This window comes from Pseudomonas sp. Mn2068 (genome assembly GCF_049319725.1).
Classification (GTDB): Bacteria; Pseudomonadota; Gammaproteobacteria; order Pseudomonadales; family Pseudomonadaceae; genus Aquipseudomonas; species Aquipseudomonas gingeri.
Genome location: NZ_JBMOUG010000005.1, coordinates 310112 through 328944 on the forward strand (window position 1 = coordinate 310112; position 18833 = coordinate 328944).

The following is an 18833-nucleotide window of genomic DNA, read 5'->3' on the forward strand; positions in this document are numbered from 1 at the left end:
GTCGCTACAGACCGGTCATGCCATCAATGCCCTCCCAGGTAAGCCTCCCTGACCTGGGCGTTCTCCAGCAACTCACGTCCGGACCCCGTCATGCGGATCTCGCCATTGACCAGCACATAGGCCCTGTCCGAGAGCCTCAGTGCATGGTTGGCATTCTGCTCGACCAGGAAAATCGTCATGCCGTCGCGGGCCAGGTCACGCACGATCTGAAAGATCTGCTTGACCACGATGGGCGCCAGCCCAAGGGAGGGTTCATCGAGCAGCAACAGATCCGGGCGGCTCATCAATGCCCGGGCAATCGCCAGCATCTGCTGCTCTCCGCCGGACATCGTCATCGCTCGCTGGTTTCGACGCTCACGCAGGCGTGGGAACATCTCGAACATCCGCTGCTTGTCCGCCTCGGCATTGTCCATACCGATGGGAATGGTGCCCATCAGCAGGTTTTCCTCGACCGTCATGTCCGGGAATACGCGCCGCCCTTCAGGCGACTGGGCGATACCATTCGAGGCGATGTAATGAGCCGACTTGTCGCGAATATCAGCGCCCCGATAGAGGATCTTCCCGGAGGTTGCCCGAGGCTGCCCAAAAATGGACATCAGCAACGTCGACTTGCCGGCACCGTTGGCCCCGATCAAGGAAACGGTCTCGCCCCTGTTGATCTCCAGCGATACCTGGCGAAGTGCCTGGATGGGACCGTAGAACACATCGACTTCGTGAAACTGCAGCAGTGGCCCATTCATGCGAGCTCCTCCTCTTCGCGCCCCAGGTACGCGGCGATAACGGTTTCGTTATGGCGAATATGCTCGGGCCCGCCTTGGGCAATGACATCGCCATGATCGAGCACCACGATGTGGTCGCAGATGTCCATGACCATTCCCATGTCGTGCTCAATCAACAACACGGTCATGTCATGCTCGTCCCGCAGCCGGCGAATAATGCCGCTCAGCGCCACGGTTTCGGCAGGATTCAAACCCGCCGCCGGTTCATCCAGGCAGACGATTCGTGGCCGAGTGCACATGGCCCGGGCTATTTCCAGGCGGCGCTGTTGCCCATAGGACAGCTCCCCCGCCAGCCGGTTGGCACAATCAACCAGGTCAACCACCTCCAGCCAGTAGAACGCATGGTCCAGGGCTTGCTCTTCAGCACGACGAAAGCCCTGGGTGTCGAGCACGCCGGCCAGCAGGTTGCGGTTGACCCACAGGTGCTGTGCAACCAACAGGTTTTCCACCACCGACATGTCCTTGAACAGCCGGATATTCTGGAAGGTACGGGCCAGCCCCGCACGATTGACCAGGTGGGTACCGCCAAACATCTTGTAGTAGAGACGGCGAGCAAACCGCCCCGGGGAAACGAAGTCAGTCGGATGAAAAGGTTCGCCCAGTATTTTTCGTATATCGATGTGCCCCTCACGGGCGTTCAATGTGATCTGCCCACCGGTGGCCTTGTAAAAACCGGTCAGGCAATTGAATACGGTTGTCTTGCCGGCCCCGTTGGGGCCGATCAGGGCAGTGATCGACCGCGGTCTGACGTCGAAATTGACGTTGTTCAGGGCCTTGATGCCGCCGAAATGCATCATCAGTTTTTCAACCTGCAAAATAGCGTCGCTCATGGCATCACTCCCTTGCGTGCGGCCACGCCCACACGGCTGACACGAATAAGGCCTCGGGGTTTCCAGATCATCATCAACACCATGAGCACACCAAACAGCAGGACCCGGAATTCGGCAAAGTTACGCAAAAGCTCCGGCATGACCGTGAACACGAAGGCAGCAATCACCACCCCAAGCGTCGAGCCCATCCCCCCCAGTACCACGATGGCGAGGATCAGCGCCGACTCGAAGAAGGTAAAAGACGTGGGATTGACAAAGCCCTGGTAACTGGCAAAGAACACCCCCGCGATACCAGCTGTTGCCGCGCCCAAGGTGAAGGCCGAAAGCTTGACCAGTACGTGGTTCAGCCCCATCGCCCGACAGGCGATTTCGTCCTCACGCAAGGCCTCCCAAGCCCGGCCGATGGGCATGCGGGTCAGGCGTTTTTTGAGGTAGAGCACCAGCATGACCACCAGCACCAGGACGGCGTAGATAAAGATGAACTTCATGTTGGGGTTGTAGGCGACACCGAAAAACTCATGGAACGCCACTCCACCGTCCTTTGCCTGACGCCCGAACTCCACGCCCAGGAACGTCGGGGCCGGAGCCTGAACACCGTTTGGCCCGCCCGTGAAGGCCACCCAGTTGTTGAGTACCAGGCGAATGATCTCGCCAAACCCCAGGGTCACGATGGCCAGATAGTCCCCGTGCATGCGCAGCACCGGAAAACCCAATACGCAGCCTGCCAGCGCCGCGCACAAGGCAGCCAACGGCAACGCACTCCAGAAGCCAAGTCCCAGGTATTGGTAACCGAGTGCCAACCCATAAGCGCCAATCGCATAAAAGGCCACAAAGCCCAGGTCCAGTAGCCCGGCCAGCCCGACAACGATATTGAGTCCCAGCCCCAGGAGCACGTAGATCAGTCCGAGAATAACCACCGTCAGGATGTATTTGTCGGCGATGAAGGGGATCGCCGCCGCCATCACGATGGCTGCCGGGAGCATCCAGCGTGACCATGACCGATGCCCGGCCGGCAAGACCTGCACCCCGCCACCCGTTCGCCCCGTGCCGCCGGACAAGCGCTGACCGAGGGGCCCCTGAAGCACGATGCCCACCATGAAGCGCCCTATCACAACCACAGAGACCATCGCCAACACCCGGCTCGCATGCAACTCAAAACCATAGCCGTCCAGCACCACACCGACAATCGGCCCGAACACGATCAGCGCCATGAAGCCAGCCATTACCGCATCGATTGTGCAGGTACGCCAGTTGATAGCATTCTTGGAAATAGTCATTTCACACCTTCGTCACGTGCGGCCGCCCGAGCAGTCCCTGGGGGCGGAATATCAGAATCAGAACCAGCAGAGCGAAACTGAAGACGTCCTTGTAATCAGTGTTCACCAAGCCCGAAAACTGGGCCTCGGCCACGCCAAGTACCAGGCCTCCCAGCATTGCGCCCGGCAGCGAGCCAATCCCTCCGAGGACGGCGGCAGTGAATGCCTTGATACCGATGACAAACCCGGCGTAGAAGTCGAACGTTCCGTAATCCAGCGTGATCAGCACACCCGCCAAGGCCGCCATGACAGCCCCGATCACGAACACACAGGAAATGATCCGATCGGTATTGATGCCCAGGATCGAAGCCATCTTGCGATCCTGCTGGGTCGCCCGGCACATGCGTCCAAGACGGGTGCGCTTGATGACCAGGTTCAGGACCAGCATGCCGGTCAGCGCCGCCACCAGGATGAACAGCTTGGTGTAGGTCAATTGCACGTAGCCGCTGTCCAGCGTCCAGCGCAGCGACCCCTGAAGCAGAGTCGGAATACCCTGCTGCCTGGCCCCCTGGCTGAGCTGTACGTAGTTTTGCAGGATCAGTGAGATACCAATCGCACTGATCAGGGGAGCGAGTCGTGTTGACTGACGCAAGGGCTTGTAAGCCACTCGCTCGATCACAAAGCCATACACTCCGGTGACCACGATGGTGAAGGCGAAAGTGCCCAGCATGAGTATCCCGAAAGACTCAACGCCGAAGTAACTCAGCAAGGCCAGCGTAATGGCCGTGATATAGGCCGAGATCATGTAGACCTCGCCATGGGCGAAGTTGATCATCCCGATAATGCCGTACACCATGGTGTAGCCAATGGCGATCAAGCCGTAGACAGCACCCAGTGTCAGGCCGTTGACGGTCTGTTGAATAAAGAAAGCATCCACGTTGGTTCTCCGCGCCTTTGAAAAGGCCCGCGCTCATTGCACGCAGGCCTGAATGTCAACCGGGCCAGTTCTTCTAGAGCTGGTGGTAGCGCCCTTGTGCATCCCACTGGTACATCACATAAGGCGACTCTTTGAGGTCACCTTTCTTGTCCCAGCTTTTCTGGCCGAGAATGGTGTCGACCGTATGGCTCTTGAGCCAATCGGCAGCCCTGAGCCCTTGGGTGGTCCCCACGCCGTTGAACGCCGCCGCCATTGCCTGCAGGGCGGCATAGGAGAACAGGGTGTAGCCTTCCGGTTCGAAGCCCTTCTCGCGAAGCTTCACCAACACCTGCTGCCCGCCCGGCAAGCTGCGTGGGTCGGCATAAAAGGTCATCAATACACCGTCGGTAAACTGCGCTCCGCCAGCCGTGGTGACCAACTGGTCGGTCACCACACAATCATCTGATACGAACTTGGCCGTCATCCCCTGCTCGCGCATTTGACGCACCAGAGGGCCTGCTTCCGGATGGCAACCACCGAAGTACACCACTTGCGGCGAGACCGAACGCAATTTGGTCACCAGCGCGTTGAAGTCCTTTTCACCCCGGGTGAGGCCTTCGTAGAGGACCGTGTCGACGCCATATTCCTTGAGCTTCAAGCGAGTGGTGTCGGCCACTCCCTGTCCGAAGGTGTCCTTGTCATGAATGACCGCCACCTGGGTAGCCTTGAGCGTGTGGGCAATGTAGTCCGCCGCGACCTGGCCCTGCTGGTCGTCCCGACCGGACATACGGAAGAAGGTCGCCAAGCCGCGCTCGGTCAGCTTGGGACTCGAGGAAGCCGGCGTGATGGTCAGCACACCGGCTTCGTCATAGATTTCCGAGGCCGGCATCGAGGACGAAGAACAATAGTGCCCGATGACCCCCACGACCTTGTCGGAGTCGACCAGTTTGTTGGCGGCCGCCACCGCCTGTTTAGGCTCGCAGGCGTCATCCCCCTTCACCAGGACGATTTTCTCGCCATTGATGCCTCCCTTGGCATTGATATCCTCGGCAGCCTGTTGGGCGCCCCGCCACATCTGTTCGCCAAAGGCCGCATTGGGCCCTGTATGCGGCCCGGCAACACCGATTCTGAGGTCGGCCAGAACGGGGGTGGAAAGAGCCATTGCGAGGGTGATCGAAACGCCACCCACAAGGGTGTGAATATTGCGCTTTTCCATTCTGTTACTCTCTTTGCTATTGGACTTATTATGCTTTTGCGAAAACAACAGCCGAACAAACGATCAACACAAATCCCGCTATTCGCGCGACGCGCCGATCATTTATCGAACTATTACTTCAGTAGAATGGGCAGTACTTAATGGGAGGCCACATAAACACAAAACGTTTATTTAACCGATGACGCCTTTTTATTTTTAGAAGTACATGATCAAAGTTTGAAACTTCGAGTCATCACCATCGAAACAACTACCAGCAGAGCACCGAACCATATCGATAACTGCATGCCCTGCCCCAGGTACAGTGCCAGAAAGGCCGTGGACAACACGGGGGTGGCATAACTGAGCACTGCAACCTGCTGGGGATCGGCTTTCTTCATCGCCAGGTCCCACAGATAGAACGCGCCACCCATGGGGCCGATGCCCATATAGACAAGGGCCAGGGTTTCGCGGGTATCCAAGGAGGGCCATGGATGCCCCATGCGAAACCCCACCAGACAGACGACCCCGGATATCAGGCAGAACAACCCGACAGAAGCGCTTTGCACGCCCGGGTACTTCTTGGCCAGCAGGGAGTAAACTGCCCAGACCAATGCGGACAGAAGCGCCAGCCCATAACCCAGCAGGCCATCAGCCCCCACCAACTGTGAGGTATCACAGCTGATGATCGCCCCCAGAAAACCGACGATACCGGCCAGCAGACAACGCTTGCTCAGGGTTCCGTTCCGAACGAACAACGGAGCCAGGACGACGATCATGACCGGCCAGAGATAGTGGATCAGGCTGACACCGATGGGATCGGCCATTTGCAAGGCATAGAAGTAGATGACGTGATAGCCCAGCATGCACACCGTGCCGATAAGCAGCAGCGGCCAGGGCATCGACCATGCCTTCACCCAGGGCAATCCCATCAATGCGCCAATACTCAGCGCAATACCGGTCATGAACAACGGCGGGACATCAGCACAAAAGGTCACACTCAGGGCCAATGTGCTCCACACCAGGATGGCACCGACGGCAGCCAACCAGTAACCCTGCGTACGCACGCCGCACGTGACCGTGCTCATAAGCAACACCCCTGCTGACAAAACGATTGATGCCCTCTCTCAGGACACAGGGAGCCGGAGGCTCCCTGCAGCCGAAGATCAGCCCACCAGTTTCTGATGGCTCTCGACCATCTGCGCCATGCTGGTGAAACGGAAGTCGTAGGTAGCCTCAGTCGCCGGCACGTGGGTTGCCCCGAAACCTTCCTGGCCGTGGCGACGATGGATCCACGCCCCTGCCAGGCCTGCGGCGTTGGCAGGTACGTGATCGTGGTAGAGGCTCTCTGCGGTATGCAGGATCTCGTTTTTCTTGATGCCGGCCTTGGCCAACGCCTCGATCATGTAGGTGAAGTTATTCGGGTTGGGTTTGTAGGAACCCACATCCTGCGCCGTGATGATGTGATCGAATTCGACGCCCAGCTTGGCGTTGCTGAGTTTGAATTCATTGCGGTCAATGTTCGACAGGATGACCAGCTTGTAGTGTTTTTTCAGGTAGCGCAGCGCCTCGACCGAATCAGGGAACGCGGGCCAGTCCTTGACCGAAGTACCGAACGCTTCACGCTCGGCGGCATCGGGCTCCACCCCCAGTTCCTTGGCAATACGGTCATAGACCAAACGCAGGATATCGGGGTACAAGGCATCCGGTGTCAGCGACTGCTGGGGAGACTCGTGGCGCCCGAAGACTTCGAGAATCTGGTCGCGCGTCAACGCCTTGCCACTGCGCTTGACCACAGGCTGCAAGGCATTGACGATGCCCGATTCCCAGTCGATCAGGGTACCGTAGCAGTCGAATGTCAGTGCTTTGAAATCAGTGAGTTTCATCATGGTGTCCTTCTTGGAAAGAAAATGGATATCAGGGTGGGGCCGCCGGCTCATGACGGCTCCAGGTTACGGCTTCAGAAAACTCTGCGGCCCGGCTCGACCTGACGTTCCGGTGCCAGGTAAACCACTTCGCCCTCACCGGCCTCGGCCCCCAGCATCAAAACCTGCGAGGTGAATCCGGCAATGCTCCGGTCGCCCAGATTGACGGCACACACCACCTGCTTGCCGATCAGTTCCTGCGGCTGATAGAGACGGGTGTACTGCGCACTGGTGGTCTTGGTGCCCAGCTCGCCGAAATCGATCCAGAACTTGTAGGCCGGCTTCTTCGCTTTTTCATTGAGTTCGACACGCACGATTTGCCCGATACGAATGTCGACATGGCTGAACGCTTCATAAGGTGTCATCAAAGATCCTCAAGTTCTGGGCGCAAGGCCAACGGATACGAACTTCGTATCCAGATACTCCTGGATACCCCATTGACCCCCTTCGCGCCCGATCCCGCTCATCTTCACCCCGCCAAAAGGCGCTTGGGGCGTCGACGGTGCTCCGTCGTTGATGCCAACGATGCCGTAGTCCAGTGCCTCGGATACACGGTGTGCCGTGTCCAGGTCCCGGGTCCAGAGATAAGCGGCCAGGCCAAAGGGTGTGTCGTTGGCGGCGGCGACCACCTCGTCAACCGTGTCGAACACCAGCACGGGCGCAACAGGGCCGAAGGTCTCCTCCTGCAAGATGCGCATGCCCGGGGCAACATCGACCAGCACCGTCGGTTCGAAGTACAACCCCTGCAACGCCCGCCCACCGACGGCGACCCGTGCCCCCTGACTGACCGCATCGTCCACGTGCTCGCGCACTTTGTGCAGCCCTTGCTCATCAACCAGGGGACCGATCTGTGTGTCCTCAAGGGCAGGATCGCCGACACGCAGTGCTGCCACCTTGGCCGACAGTACCGCTACCAGCGAGTCTCGGATCGAACGGTGCACGTAGATACGATTGGTGCACACGCAGGTCTGCCCGGCGTTGCGAAATTTGCACTGCAGGATCTCTTCGGCCGCGCGCTCGATGTCCGCATCGGCAAATACAATGAACGGAGCATGTCCGCCCAATTCAAGCGACACCCGCTTCATGGTGGCCGCCGACTGACGATACAGATGCACACCCACATCGGTGCTGCCGGTAAAGGTGAGCTTGCGTATGCGCGCGTCTTCGAAAAACACGCTGGAAACGGCCGCGGGCTGATTGCTGGTAATGACCTGAAAGGTTCCCGGTACCCCACCCACTTCCAGCCAGTACTTCTCCAGCAAAAGCGCCGTCAGCGGCGATTGCTCGGCAGGCTTGACGATCACTGTGCAACCGGCGGCGAGCGCAGGCGCTACCTTGCGCGTGATCATCGCCGCGGGAAAATTCCACGGTGTGACTGCATAGACGGGCCCTACCGGTTGGCGCAGCGCATACAGGCGCTTGTGTTCGAACTGACTGGCAAAGGTCTCGCCATACAAGCGCTTGGCCTCTTCGGCATACCACTCGGCAAAGGCAGCGGCATACATCACCTCCCCACGGGCCTCCTTGATCGGCTTACCCATCTCCAGGGAGATGGCCTTGGCCAGCTCATCGATCGAAGCCACCATTCGGTCGAACCATTTCCTCAGCAATTGGCTGCGAGCATAGGCCGTTGTTTGCTTCCAGGACGCAAAGGCCTGCAGGGATTGCTCCGCAACCACCTCAGCCTCGGCCTCCTTGCAATCAGGTACCCAGGCAATGGGGTTTGCGGTTGCCGGGTTGACGACCGCATAGACGGGAAGCTGCTGCGAACGCTCGCTCAAGGATGGCAACACCCATAGAGCCGCTTTACCGGTCAGTGCTTCCAGATTCTTACTCGACACGTTATTTCTCTCCGCACAGGATCGATCATTGGAACGCTCATGAACGGGGGCATCCCCCCGCCAAGGGTTCAGGCACCGCTGACTTGCAGGGCGGCCTCAAAATTCACCAGGGCTTGAGTGACATCCGATTCGGAGATCACCAACGGGCACAGAAAACGCACGACATTGCGATAGACGCCGCACTTGATGAGCAAAAGGCCCTGTTCACGTGCCGCATCGATCACTCGCTGCGCCAGACCAGCATCAGGCTCCTTGCTCACAAGGTCCGTCACCAACTCGACCGCGCACATCGCACCGGTGGCGCGCACCTCACCGATGCTCGAGAAGCGTTGCTGCAGCGCTCGCAAACCATCCCCCAACTGCTCGCCAATGGCTTGGCTGCGGGCAACGAGTTGCTCACTCTCGAAGATGTCGAGCACGGCCAAAGCGGCGGCGCAACCCAGCGGGTTGCCCCCATAGGTCCCTCCGAGGCCACCGGGCTTGGGCGAGTCCATCAATTCGGCGCGTCCAACCACCCCCGAAAGAGGAAGGCCGCCGGCGAGGCTCTTGGCCACAGTGACCAGGTCTGGCTTGATACCGGAGTGCTGGAAGCCGAACATCTTCCCCGTACGACCAAACCCGGTCTGGATCTCATCGCAGATCAGCACGATGCCGCGCTCATGAGTCAGACGGCGCAGTGCCTGCATGAACTCGACAGGGGCCGCGACAAAACCGCCATCTCCCTGGACCGGTTCAATAATGATCGCAGCGACGCGATCAGCCGCGATCTGTGTGTCGAAGACTTCCTGCAAGGCTGCCAGTGCCTGCTCGCTGCTCACGCCGCGATAAGGGTTTGGATAAGGCGTGTGATAAACGTCCGGCGCAAAGGGCCCGAAGGTTTGCCGGTAAGGTTGACTCATACCGGTCAGTGTCATCCCCAGCAACGTACGACCATGGAACCCGCCACGGAAAGCAATCACCCCCGGACGCCCCGTATGGCTTCGAGCGATCTTGACCGCGTTCTCGACAGCCTCGGCACCGGTGGTGAAAAAGACCGACTTGAATGACGCCTCGGGCGATACCAACGCGTTCAGTTTCTCAGCCAGCGCCACGTATGGCTCATAGGCCGCTACCTGGAAGCACACGTGGGAGTAGCTTTCCAACTGCTTGCGTACGGCCTCCACCACCCTGGGGTGGTTGTGACCGACGTTCAGAACGCCAATGCCACCAACGAAATCCAGATACTTGTTGCCATGGTCGTCCCAGATATAGGCGCCCGCGGCTCGACTGACCGTGATGGGATGAGCAACGGCCACACCGTTGGAAACATGTTTGGCACGCATCGCTGCGAGAGGACTTGCTTGGAAGGAAGACATGCTCAGAACACCTTGTGTGAAGATGTTTGAATGCTAGATCGCACCCATCGGGCTAACCATGGATGAAAAATAGTAGAGGGCCGTCTGGAAATCCTATCTTTCATACAGCAAACCACGGTCAGCCCTGCCACGGACAACGACAGGCCGCGCCCGTCGTTGACCCTGCGGCATAAAGGCGCTGGACTTACCCCTGAGCCGCAAAACCCTTTTCGACCTCCTGAGCCGCGCGCCTGCCGGATAACAAGGCGCCATGCACCGTCGCGAACATCTCTCGGTGGGTTGCCTCGCCGGCGAAGAACAAGCGACCGGCGATGGGAGCAGCCAGATCGTCGCGGGTGTGAGCCGCCGTTCCCAATCGATTGAACGAGTAGGCACCGTAACTGAAAGGGTCCTGACTCCAGCGCGTCACCTGATAAGCGATTGGATCAGGTGTGTTCGCACCAAAAACCTGCCGCAGACGCGTCATCGCAGCGATCACCATCTGCTGATCACTCCAGTGCTCAATGGCGCCGCCGAACTCACCCGCATTGAACGCCAGCAGCACCGGCTGTCCCGTGAGGCGCGCCAGGTTCAGCCATTGGCTCCACTGACCGTGCTGCGCCTGCGAGGGAATGAACTCCAGCCAATCCTCTGCCGGCCAGAACTGACGGGGGAAGCGCAAGTAGCACTTGTTGAAGTGCCCCATTCCAAGTCTGGCAATCGCCTGAAGCTTTTTTTCGGGCAGTGCGGGTCTGAACTCAATGGCTCTTTGCTTCAAGACACCCAGTGGCACAGTGATGATCACCTTGTCGGCCTCCAGTGTGCCTTTCGACGTCACGATAACGACACCGGAGGCGTCCTGGGTGATGCTGGAGACGATGTGTCCCAGGCGTATATCGAGGCCACGAGCCAGATAGTCGACCAGTTTCCGATACCCCCCGACAGGCACCGCGTCCTCACCCGGATAGCCCCCCATACTGTCGAACCAGTGCGTCGACAGTTCTTCTCGACTGCCGGCATACTCCTGCTCTGCGGCACTGTTGGTGATGAAACCGAGGAGCTCCTTGTCCGGCTCCGACAGCCCACCCCAGTCAAGCTGATCTTCAACGCTGGCGCGTACCGAGTGGTCCTGGGGCTGTCGCTGGGCTTTGCGCAGGGCCTGCTCATAGGCCTTCCTGAGCTGTTCAAGGCGTTGCTGGCGTGCCGGGCCAACAGGCTTGCCATCAACGTCGTAGTCAAGGGTACTGTCGTAGCTGGTTGACACCAGATCGATACCGGCCTGGTGCGCGAGCGTGGTCAGTGGATTCCCATCGACGCCATGAATCCAGCTCGCCCCCAGATCCACAGGCGCGTCAGGCCAGACGGCGCTGGTCCAGGTGCGCCCGCCCAAGCGCTCGCGCCCCTCCAATACCGTGACCTGATACCCTCGAGCCGCGAGTTGGCTGGCTGCTGCCAGACCCGATACGCCCGCGCCGACAATGATGACTTTTTTGCGCGCCGGCCCAGCGAAGGCGCCACCTACCCCAGCCGAAGCCGCCACCATCGTGACAACGCCAGCCTGCTTGAGCAACGTACGGCGATTCATTGGCCGAGTTCTCCAGCACCCAGGATGGCCGAAGCACTGACACGGGTGGTCGTGACAGGAAACGCATCAGCCTGCGGATAGGGAAACCATTCAGGATCATCGACCGCACGAGGTGCAATCATCACCATTTTTGAGCGGCGGAACTGCTCAAGCCCCTCAACGCCCAATTCACGTCCAGTGCCGGTCATTTTCCGGCCACCAAACGGTACACAGTCGTTGTCATTGAGCGGGGTATTGACCCAGACGATACCGGATTCGATCTCGTTGATCGCACGCATGGCCTCTGCCAGGTTCTCGGTATAAATACTGGCCCCCAACCCCATCTCGGAATCATTGGCCAACACGATCGCCTCGTCGAGACTGCGAACTTTGCAAATCGGTGCGATCGGGCCAAAACACTCACCATGCATGATGTCCATGTCATGCCTGACCTCAAGCACAGTGGGTTCGAAGAACCACCCCCGGTGCAAATGGCCTGGCCTTTTCCCACCGCAGACCAATCGCGCGCCCTGCTCGAGGGCCTGGGCCACGAGCCGTTCTACTCGATTGAGCTCTCGCTCTGACGCAAGCGGCCCGATGTCCACATGCTCCAGACCATTTCCAATTCTCAACTTGCGGGCCTCGGCACTCAACGCCTGGACGAAAGACTCGTACACCTGCTCGTGAACATAAAAGCGCTCGGCGGAGGTGCACACCTGTCCGCAATTGAGAAATGCCGCATACGCGGCTGCGCGCGCCACCGTCTCCACACAAGCAGAAGGCATCACGATAAACGGGTCATTGCCACTGGCTTCGATGAGCGTGGGTTTGAATCGCAAGGCCGCGCTTTGTGCCACCGCCTGACCTGCGCTGACGCTGCCAGTAAAGGCAATGCCATGAGTATGCGGATGCGCCACCAAGTGGCGCCCCACCTCAGCCCCACCGGTCAGCACCTGAATCAAGCCTCTGGGCAGAGGTGCGAACGCTGGCATCAGCAAGAGCTGCGTGAGCGAGGTCTGCTCGGATGGCTTGACAATGATGGCGTTGCCGGCAGCCAACGCGGCAGCGGCCTGCCACCCCATGAGCAGGACGGGAAAGTTGTAGGGAACGATGGAAACCACGGTGCCCAGCGGCTCCTTCAGACTCATGTGCAACTGCCCGGCGATGGCCGGCCCTGCAACACGTCCTTGCTCCTGGCGTGCCAGTTCGGCGTAGTAACGCAGCGCTGAAGCGCAGGCACGGACTTCCCATTCAGCCTCGCGGTAGGGCTTGCCCATTTCTCGTGTCAGGCATTCGCCAACCGTAGCGCTGAGCGTGTACAAGTTGTCCGCCACCTGGTGCAAGGCCTCCGCACGCTCCAACGCACTGAGTGCCCACCAGACTTTCTGCACCTGATTGGCCAGGGCGATGGCCTGCTCCATCTCTTCGGCCGTCGCCTCGGCGTAGTCACCCACAGGCTGCTCGGTCGCCGGATTGATGATGGTGCTGACGCAGCCGCGGCCAGCCTGATAATCGCCATTGATGAAATGCTGCGCCGACCGCTCACGCATCAATTGGGCAGTTGCCGTCATACAGACTCTCTCTTTGTAATGATGAAAGGTGCCTATCGTGACCGGGCTCATTTGAGACAGTCTTGAAGGGCATAATGGAAATAGGCCAGGCGCAGTCCGCCACGTTGCAACCAGGGGCTTTTGGGGAGTTGTCCTGGCAATTGGCGGTAGACCTTGCAGTCCTCCATCGCACTCAGCGGCACGCCGGCAATGGCCCGTGCGAGCGTGCGTCCCATCCATGGCATCGTATTGATCCCTGAGCCGAAGCAACCCAGGTTGAACAGCACCGACGCGTCCTCAAGGGAACGCCCCCACGTCGGGGTGAACTTGCGTGTCAGCGTCAACAGTCCACGCCAGAAGTAATCGACACCCAACACTCCGCTGTCTGGGAACTTGCGGGCCAATAAGCTCAGCAACCTATCGCGCATGGCGTTGTCATGTAGCGGATCGCCCCATGTATCGCTGCGCGCGCCCAGCAGAAGCCGGTCATCTGGCAGACGACGGTAGTAGGTCACCAGCATGCGTGTATCGATCATCGGCGATCGGTCAGACAGACCGATGCTCTCCCATTGCCGGGCCGAAAGAGGGGCGCTCACCAGAATATTGGAAATGGCGGGAAGCACGCGTCGCGCGATGCTCTTGGGCTCAGGGCCGTCGCGATAGCCATTGGTGGCCAACACCACCTGCCGGGCACGCACGACCCCATGGGGTGTACGCAAGAGGTGCAGCCCCCCCTGTTTTTCCCAACTCACCATGGGCGTGTTGGCACAAATTCGTGCGCCGTGCCGACGCGCGCTCTGCGCAAGCCCCTGCGTGAAAGCAAGAGGGTTCAGACCCCCTCCTGTTTCCACATGCAAGGCGCCAAACTGTTCAGGGCCGTCGTGCCCGATGACAGAGAACTCATCACGGGTGAGGATTCGGCAAGGAATTGCAGCCATCCTCAGCCATGGCAACTGCTCGATCAGCTCTCTGAAGGCACCCGGAGAATGGGCCACTGTAAAGTTGCCGTTACCGCAACGCTGAAGATCAAACCCCTCCTCTTTTGCCAACGAGTAGACCAGTTCCTGTCCTTCACGTTGTGAGTCGAAGAACGCGCGTGCGTCAGGCTCTGGCCAACGTCGAAATATCTGCTGGACAGACAGCTTGCTGGCAGGAAGGGTGTTGAAGCCCGCATTGCGGCCGCTCGCCCCCCAGCCGATGTCACCGGCCTCCAGCACCAGCGCCTCGATGTGATGATCGCGGGCCAGATGAAAGGCGGTGGACAGGCCTGCCAACCCGCCCCCGATAATCGCCACCTCGACCTCTGTGTCACCGGTCAGTGGGGTGAACGCCATCCTCGGGGTCATGGCGCCCCAGTAGCTGGCATGAAAGTGTTGGCGGTCGTATAAACTCGGGTGAAAGATCGTCGGGCTCATCGGATTCCAGTCAGCAACAGCTCAAGTTGCGGACAGGATGGAATCGGTCGCCCACCCGAACAACCTGCGTTTTCTGTGGTAGGGTGTTAAAAAAACTAACACCTGGACAAGCATGTCGAACCACCGACTTCCTCCTCTGAACGCTGTTCGTGCGTTCGAAGCAGCCGCTCGCCTGGGCAGCTACGTTTCAGCCGCCAATGAGCTGCATGTGACACAACCAGCCATCGGACGTCATGTGAAAGCCCTGGAGGAGTACTTGGGCACGTCGCTGTTCAAGCGAACGCCTCGCGGTGTTCTGCTGACCGCCGACGGATGGCGCTATTTCGAACAGGTCAGTTCGGCATTGACTCAAATAGCCGACGTTTCCTATGAGTTCACCTCTCGTCGCGAGCAACGCTGGTTACGCCTGCTGGTAGTACCCGGTCTTGCCGGACAATGGTTGCGTCACCAACTGCCAGAGTTTCGGGCACTCCACCCGGGTATTCGTATCGCGTTGGAACCCAACGCTTCGTTTCGCCAAATCTCGGCGGAACGTACCGACCTGGGGATTGCCTTTGGCGATCCCGAAGACTTCGAGGGCGCCACTGAACTGCTCTGTCAGCCAGCCATTTTCCCGGTGTGCGCTCCCGACTTCCTGGCCCAGTGTCCTCCCTTGCAGGTCCCCAAAGACTTGTTGAATTTGACGCTACTACACGAGGACGACGGGTACTGGTGGAGGCACTGGTTTCATAGCCAGGGAGTCAAAGCCAGATTAAGCAGCGAGATGTCTTACGTCAGCGCAGACCAGGTCATTGATCTGGCTCTTTCGGGGGCAGGCGTGGGCCTGACCAACTCGCTACTGGTGATGGATGAACTGGAAAAGGGCCTGCTGGTTCGTCCGATCGGGCACGAAGCGCGCCTTGAGGGGTACCTGCTGCTGAGTCCGCCCGGCGGTCTCAAACCTGAGGCCAAGGCTTTCCGACTTTGGCTTCTGGAAAAGCTCAAAAACCTTTCGATATAACTTTTCTTAACACCGTACTCTGAAAATTGTGTGTTGCGCGTGCCCAGGCGGCTCTCTAGTGTTTTGAGGTACCCCTCAAGGCTCTGTTCATATCGAAAACCGAGAGCTCACACGATGAAAAATAAAAAAAGCCACCTGCTGCGTGCCACCCTCGCTACAGCGTTGACGTTTCTGATGTTCAGCACTGGCGCTCAGGAACGCCAGCTTCACGTACTCAATTGGTCCGAGCTCATTCCGCAAACGGTCCAGTCCGACTTCTCGGCAAAGAACAACATTCGGTTGCACTACGACATCCAGGACAGCGATGACACCCTGGAAAGCAAATTGCTGACCGGCCACTCCGGCTACGATGTCGTCTACCCGTCCTCATCAAACATGGTGAAGCAGATCCAGGCGGGTGCGTATGCGCCCTTGGACTGGTCAAAGATCCCCAACAGGACTCATCTTGACGCTCAACTTCTGAAGAAAATTCAGACGCATGACCAAGGCAATCAATACGGCGTGCCTTTCCTATGGGGCACCGATGGCATGCTGGTCAATGTGCCAAAGGTCAAAGCCATCCTGGGCGAGAACGCCGACCTGAACAGTTATGACCTGCTATTCAATCCGGCAGTTACCCAGAAACTGGCCAAGTGCGGCATCTCCTTTCTAGATTCGCCTCAAGACGTATTCTCCCTGACACTCGCCTACCTCGGCCGCGATCCCAACAGTACGAACCCAGAGGACTACAAGGCCGCTTACGAGCAGCTCAGGAAAGTGTGGCCCGACATCAAACAGATCAACTCGACCTATCGCGACCAGATCACCCGAGAGGACATCTGTGTCGCCATGGCGTGGAGCGGCGATGCGGGGGTGATCAACCGTATCATTCGAGATAACAAGCTCAATCTGGATATCCGCTACATCACGCCCAAAGGTCAGACCCCTATCTGGTTCACCATGATGGGCATACCCAAAGATGCGCAAAACAAGGAAGAGGCCTACGCCTGGATCAACAACCTGCTGGACCCGACCGTTGCAAAGGTCATCACCGAGTACAACAGCTATCCAAGTTCTGTGCAGGAAGCCCAGCAAGAGAACCGAACGATAAAAGACGGGCGCTACGCACCGGATGAAGAAGAGATCCGCAGCTTCTACACCTTCGCTCCACTGGACTTGAAGAGCGTACGCGTGATGACTCAATACTGGCGGCGCCTCTACAGTAAATAGTGCCGGCATGATTTGCCCGGGTATTTTTCGCTTATAGCTCCTGCTTTTAAAAACATCTCCAAAGGGACGCAGAAATAAGCAGAACATCAATAAACTTGATGTTCTGCCTAAGAAACAGCGATCTAGATGAGGCATTGATAATTTCAAATAATCTCGAAATTGAGCTATCCCAGAAACCAGCAAGCTGGCGGGAATATCCAGGTAAAACTCAACACCCTGGGCAGGCAGTGGGATTTATAAGTCGTTCGGCCCACCCGCCCGGGATGGGACAGCCTCGTTACTTAACCAAACGAAATGCCGCTGGTTGCGCCGTGATCATCCGGATCAGATGGTGTGCCAGAAAATAGGTGGTGTAGTAGGCATCACCCAGGAGAATATCGTCTCGCTTCAAGGTGTCGAGCATCGATCCGAGGACGGGTGTCGACGTTTCAGCCGATGTCGACGTTCAAGGCGATATCCCAAGTGCCGGCACCGTTTTTCGCCAGGCCGATCATCATCAGGCCGAGCGCCTCGAGTGTCTGGGCCATGTGCAGGCCGCCGACATCCAACGGGCGCAGCCCAAGACTCTCGATGAACGTCGAGACGCGCGCCTTGGCCTCCGGGTCGTCGGCGGCGATGAACGTGTCGAGGCGTCCCCGCTTGGCAAGGACGTGACCGAAAAGGGTGTTGAATGCCTTCACGACATGCGCGCTGGCGGGGACGATCCTGGCGATCTCCTGCGCACCGGAACTACCGGCGGGAGAGACGAGACGCGTGAGGTCCGGGGAGACCGTGTTGGTGATGTCGATGATCACCTTGCCATCGAGCGCGTCCCCGTAATCGGCCACCACCGACGCCGCAACGGTGTACGGCACGGCGAGGATGACGATGTCGCCGGCCGGAGTGGCTCCGTACGTCCCTGTGATCGCTCCGGCTGCGAGCTTGGCGGCCAGCGCCTGCGCCTTGGCGGCGTCGCGGCTGACCACCTCAACCGTGTATCCCGCCTTGGCGGTACGACCGGCGATCGCCGCGGCCATGCCTCCTGAGCCAATGATGCTGATAGTGTTCATGTGTAGTTTCCTCGTGAATGGGAGTACTCAGCGGGCAGGGAAGTAGTGGCCGTTGTCCAGGTCCTCGAGCAGGCCGGGTTGAGCAGGCTCCCAGCCGAGGGTCTGGCGGGTGATCAGGTTGGACGCCGGGAGGTCCAGGGTGACCAGATTCGCGAGGAACCCGAAGTATCCCGGCAGCATCAGTACGTCCGCGGGAATGCTCACGGCCGGCACGCCCAGACGGCTGCCAATGGCCTCGGCGATCTCGCGGAAGCGGATGCCCTCACTCTCGACCCCATGCCAATATTTGCCAGCCTCCCCCTTCTCCAGCGCCAGGCGGAATAAGATGGCGAGGTCACGGGCGTGCACGGCCGGCCACAGGTTCGCGCCTTCTCCCGGGTAACCGATGACGCCCTTTTCCTTCGCCAGCCCGATCAATAACGGAAGGAAGGCGACGTCGGTGGTGCTGTGCGCAATCGTAGGAATGCGCACGATCGACGACCGCACGCCCCGCTCCGCGAGGCCGATCACGGTAGTTTCGACGATGTTGCGAACCCGCAACGTCCCCTTGTACGCATCGCCGCCGGGAAGCGACGGGTCTTGCTCGGTGGCGGGTCGGCCCAGCTTTTCCCACCCGGGCCCGCCAATGCTCCCCGACACGACCAGCGGCTTGCCGCTTCCAGCCAGCACCTCGCCGTACGCGAGCATGATCTGGAGTTCCGCAGCGGCCACGGCATCGATCCCGCCAATGGGGAGCAGGTCTTGCCGGTGCGCAACGTGAATAACGCCGTCGGCCTCCGCCGCCGCAGCCTTGAGACCGTCGAGGTCGGAAATATCCCCGCGACGCACCTTGGCGCCGAGTGCGATCAGTGCAGCCGCGGACTTGTCGGACCGGGCCAGGCCGGTGACCTCGTGGCCGGCGGCGATGAGCTCGGGAATGATGTACGAGCCGATATGGCCGGTTCCGCCGGTGACTAAAACATGCATGTTATGG

General features: G+C 59.2%; 17 protein-coding genes. 2 read left to right on the top strand and 15 right to left on the bottom strand.

Annotated elements, in window-relative coordinates; genetic code table 11:
• Nucleotides 1-23: 23 nt before the first annotated feature.
• The 13 genes from ACL9RJ_RS14545 to ACL9RJ_RS14605 all read right to left on the bottom strand — a co-directional run bounded on the left by ACL9RJ_RS14545 (nucleotide 24) and on the right by ACL9RJ_RS14605 (nucleotide 14602).
• Complete coding sequence (locus tag ACL9RJ_RS14545; RefSeq protein WP_017128928.1) at nucleotides 24-740, bottom strand: ABC transporter ATP-binding protein; 717 nt, start codon at nucleotides 738-740, stop codon at nucleotides 24-26.
• The gene (locus ACL9RJ_RS14550; protein WP_017128927.1) at nucleotides 737-1609 is read right to left on the bottom strand and encodes an ATP-binding cassette domain-containing protein; all 873 of its coding nucleotides are present in this window, start codon (nucleotides 1607-1609) and stop codon (nucleotides 737-739) included. The genes ACL9RJ_RS14545 and ACL9RJ_RS14550 overlap by 4 nt, the downstream gene beginning before the upstream one ends.
• Nucleotides 1606-2886: a high-affinity branched-chain amino acid ABC transporter permease LivM gene (livM, locus tag ACL9RJ_RS14555; protein WP_042936740.1), complete on the bottom strand. Its 1281-nt coding sequence runs from the start codon at nucleotides 2884-2886 to the stop codon at nucleotides 1606-1608. Before livM ends, ACL9RJ_RS14550 begins: the two co-directional genes overlap by 4 nt.
• Before the next feature lies 1 nt (nucleotide 2887).
• Nucleotides 2888-3802, bottom strand: a complete 915-nt coding sequence (locus ACL9RJ_RS14560) for an ABC transporter permease subunit (RefSeq protein WP_017128925.1) — start codon at nucleotides 3800-3802, stop codon at nucleotides 2888-2890.
• Between the two features lie 73 nt (nucleotides 3803-3875).
• Nucleotides 3876-4997: a branched-chain amino acid ABC transporter substrate-binding protein gene (locus tag ACL9RJ_RS14565; protein ID WP_017128924.1), complete on the bottom strand. Its 1122-nt coding sequence runs from the start codon at nucleotides 4995-4997 to the stop codon at nucleotides 3876-3878.
• Nucleotides 4998-5206: 209 nt separating this feature from the next.
• Nucleotides 5207-6061 (bottom strand): DMT family transporter, encoded by an 855-nt coding sequence (locus ACL9RJ_RS14570; RefSeq protein WP_017128923.1) that lies wholly within the window; start codon nucleotides 6059-6061, stop codon nucleotides 5207-5209.
• A 78-nt stretch (nucleotides 6062-6139) separates the two neighbouring features.
• Entirely contained in the window at nucleotides 6140-6859 is a 720-nt protein-coding gene (locus ACL9RJ_RS14575) for a haloacid dehalogenase type II (protein WP_042936738.1), read from the bottom strand.
• Nucleotides 6860-6933: 74 nt separating this feature from the next.
• Entirely contained in the window at nucleotides 6934-7263 is a 330-nt protein-coding gene (locus ACL9RJ_RS14580; RefSeq protein WP_017128921.1) for a tRNA-binding protein, read from the bottom strand.
• A 9-nt stretch (nucleotides 7264-7272) separates the two neighbouring features.
• Complete coding sequence (locus ACL9RJ_RS14585) at nucleotides 7273-8739, bottom strand: NAD-dependent succinate-semialdehyde dehydrogenase (protein WP_244861841.1); 1467 nt, start codon at nucleotides 8737-8739, stop codon at nucleotides 7273-7275.
• 68 nt (nucleotides 8740-8807) lie between these two features.
• The gene (gabT, locus tag ACL9RJ_RS14590; RefSeq protein WP_042936734.1) at nucleotides 8808-10094 is read right to left on the bottom strand and encodes a 4-aminobutyrate--2-oxoglutarate transaminase; all 1287 of its coding nucleotides are present in this window, start codon (nucleotides 10092-10094) and stop codon (nucleotides 8808-8810) included.
• A gap of 184 nt (nucleotides 10095-10278) precedes the next feature.
• Nucleotides 10279-11658, bottom strand: a complete 1380-nt coding sequence (locus ACL9RJ_RS14595; protein WP_017128918.1) for a flavin monoamine oxidase family protein — start codon at nucleotides 11656-11658, stop codon at nucleotides 10279-10281.
• On the bottom strand, nucleotides 11655-13208 hold the full coding sequence (locus ACL9RJ_RS14600; protein WP_017128917.1) for an aldehyde dehydrogenase family protein: 1554 nt from the start codon (nucleotides 13206-13208) through the stop codon (nucleotides 11655-11657). Before ACL9RJ_RS14600 ends, ACL9RJ_RS14595 begins: the two co-directional genes overlap by 4 nt.
• A 47-nt stretch (nucleotides 13209-13255) precedes the next feature.
• Complete coding sequence (locus ACL9RJ_RS14605) at nucleotides 13256-14602, bottom strand: NAD(P)/FAD-dependent oxidoreductase (protein ID WP_422765388.1); 1347 nt, start codon at nucleotides 14600-14602, stop codon at nucleotides 13256-13258.
• 112 nt (nucleotides 14603-14714) lie between these two features.
• Here ACL9RJ_RS14605 and ACL9RJ_RS14610 point away from each other — a divergent pair, with 112 nt between their 5' ends.
• Nucleotides 14715-15602 carry a LysR substrate-binding domain-containing protein gene (locus ACL9RJ_RS14610; RefSeq protein ID WP_177086317.1) on the top strand — a complete coding sequence of 296 codons (888 nt, stop codon included), beginning with the start codon at nucleotides 14715-14717 and terminating at the stop codon, nucleotides 15600-15602.
• A gap of 114 nt (nucleotides 15603-15716) precedes the next feature.
• On the top strand, nucleotides 15717-16811 hold the full coding sequence (locus tag ACL9RJ_RS14615; RefSeq protein ID WP_017128914.1) for an extracellular solute-binding protein: 1095 nt from the start codon (nucleotides 15717-15719) through the stop codon (nucleotides 16809-16811).
• Between the two features lie 428 nt (nucleotides 16812-17239).
• Here ACL9RJ_RS14615 and ACL9RJ_RS14620 read toward each other — a convergent pair whose 3' ends face one another.
• Together ACL9RJ_RS14620 and ACL9RJ_RS14625 are read right to left on the bottom strand one after the other, a co-directional pair.
• Nucleotides 17240-17860: an NADPH-dependent F420 reductase gene (locus ACL9RJ_RS14620; RefSeq protein WP_177086320.1), complete on the bottom strand. Its 621-nt coding sequence runs from the start codon at nucleotides 17858-17860 to the stop codon at nucleotides 17240-17242.
• A 27-nt stretch (nucleotides 17861-17887) separates the two neighbouring features.
• Complete coding sequence (locus ACL9RJ_RS14625) at nucleotides 17888-18826, bottom strand: SDR family oxidoreductase (protein WP_177119009.1); 939 nt, start codon at nucleotides 18824-18826, stop codon at nucleotides 17888-17890.
• Between the last annotated feature and the right edge of the window lie 7 nt (nucleotides 18827-18833).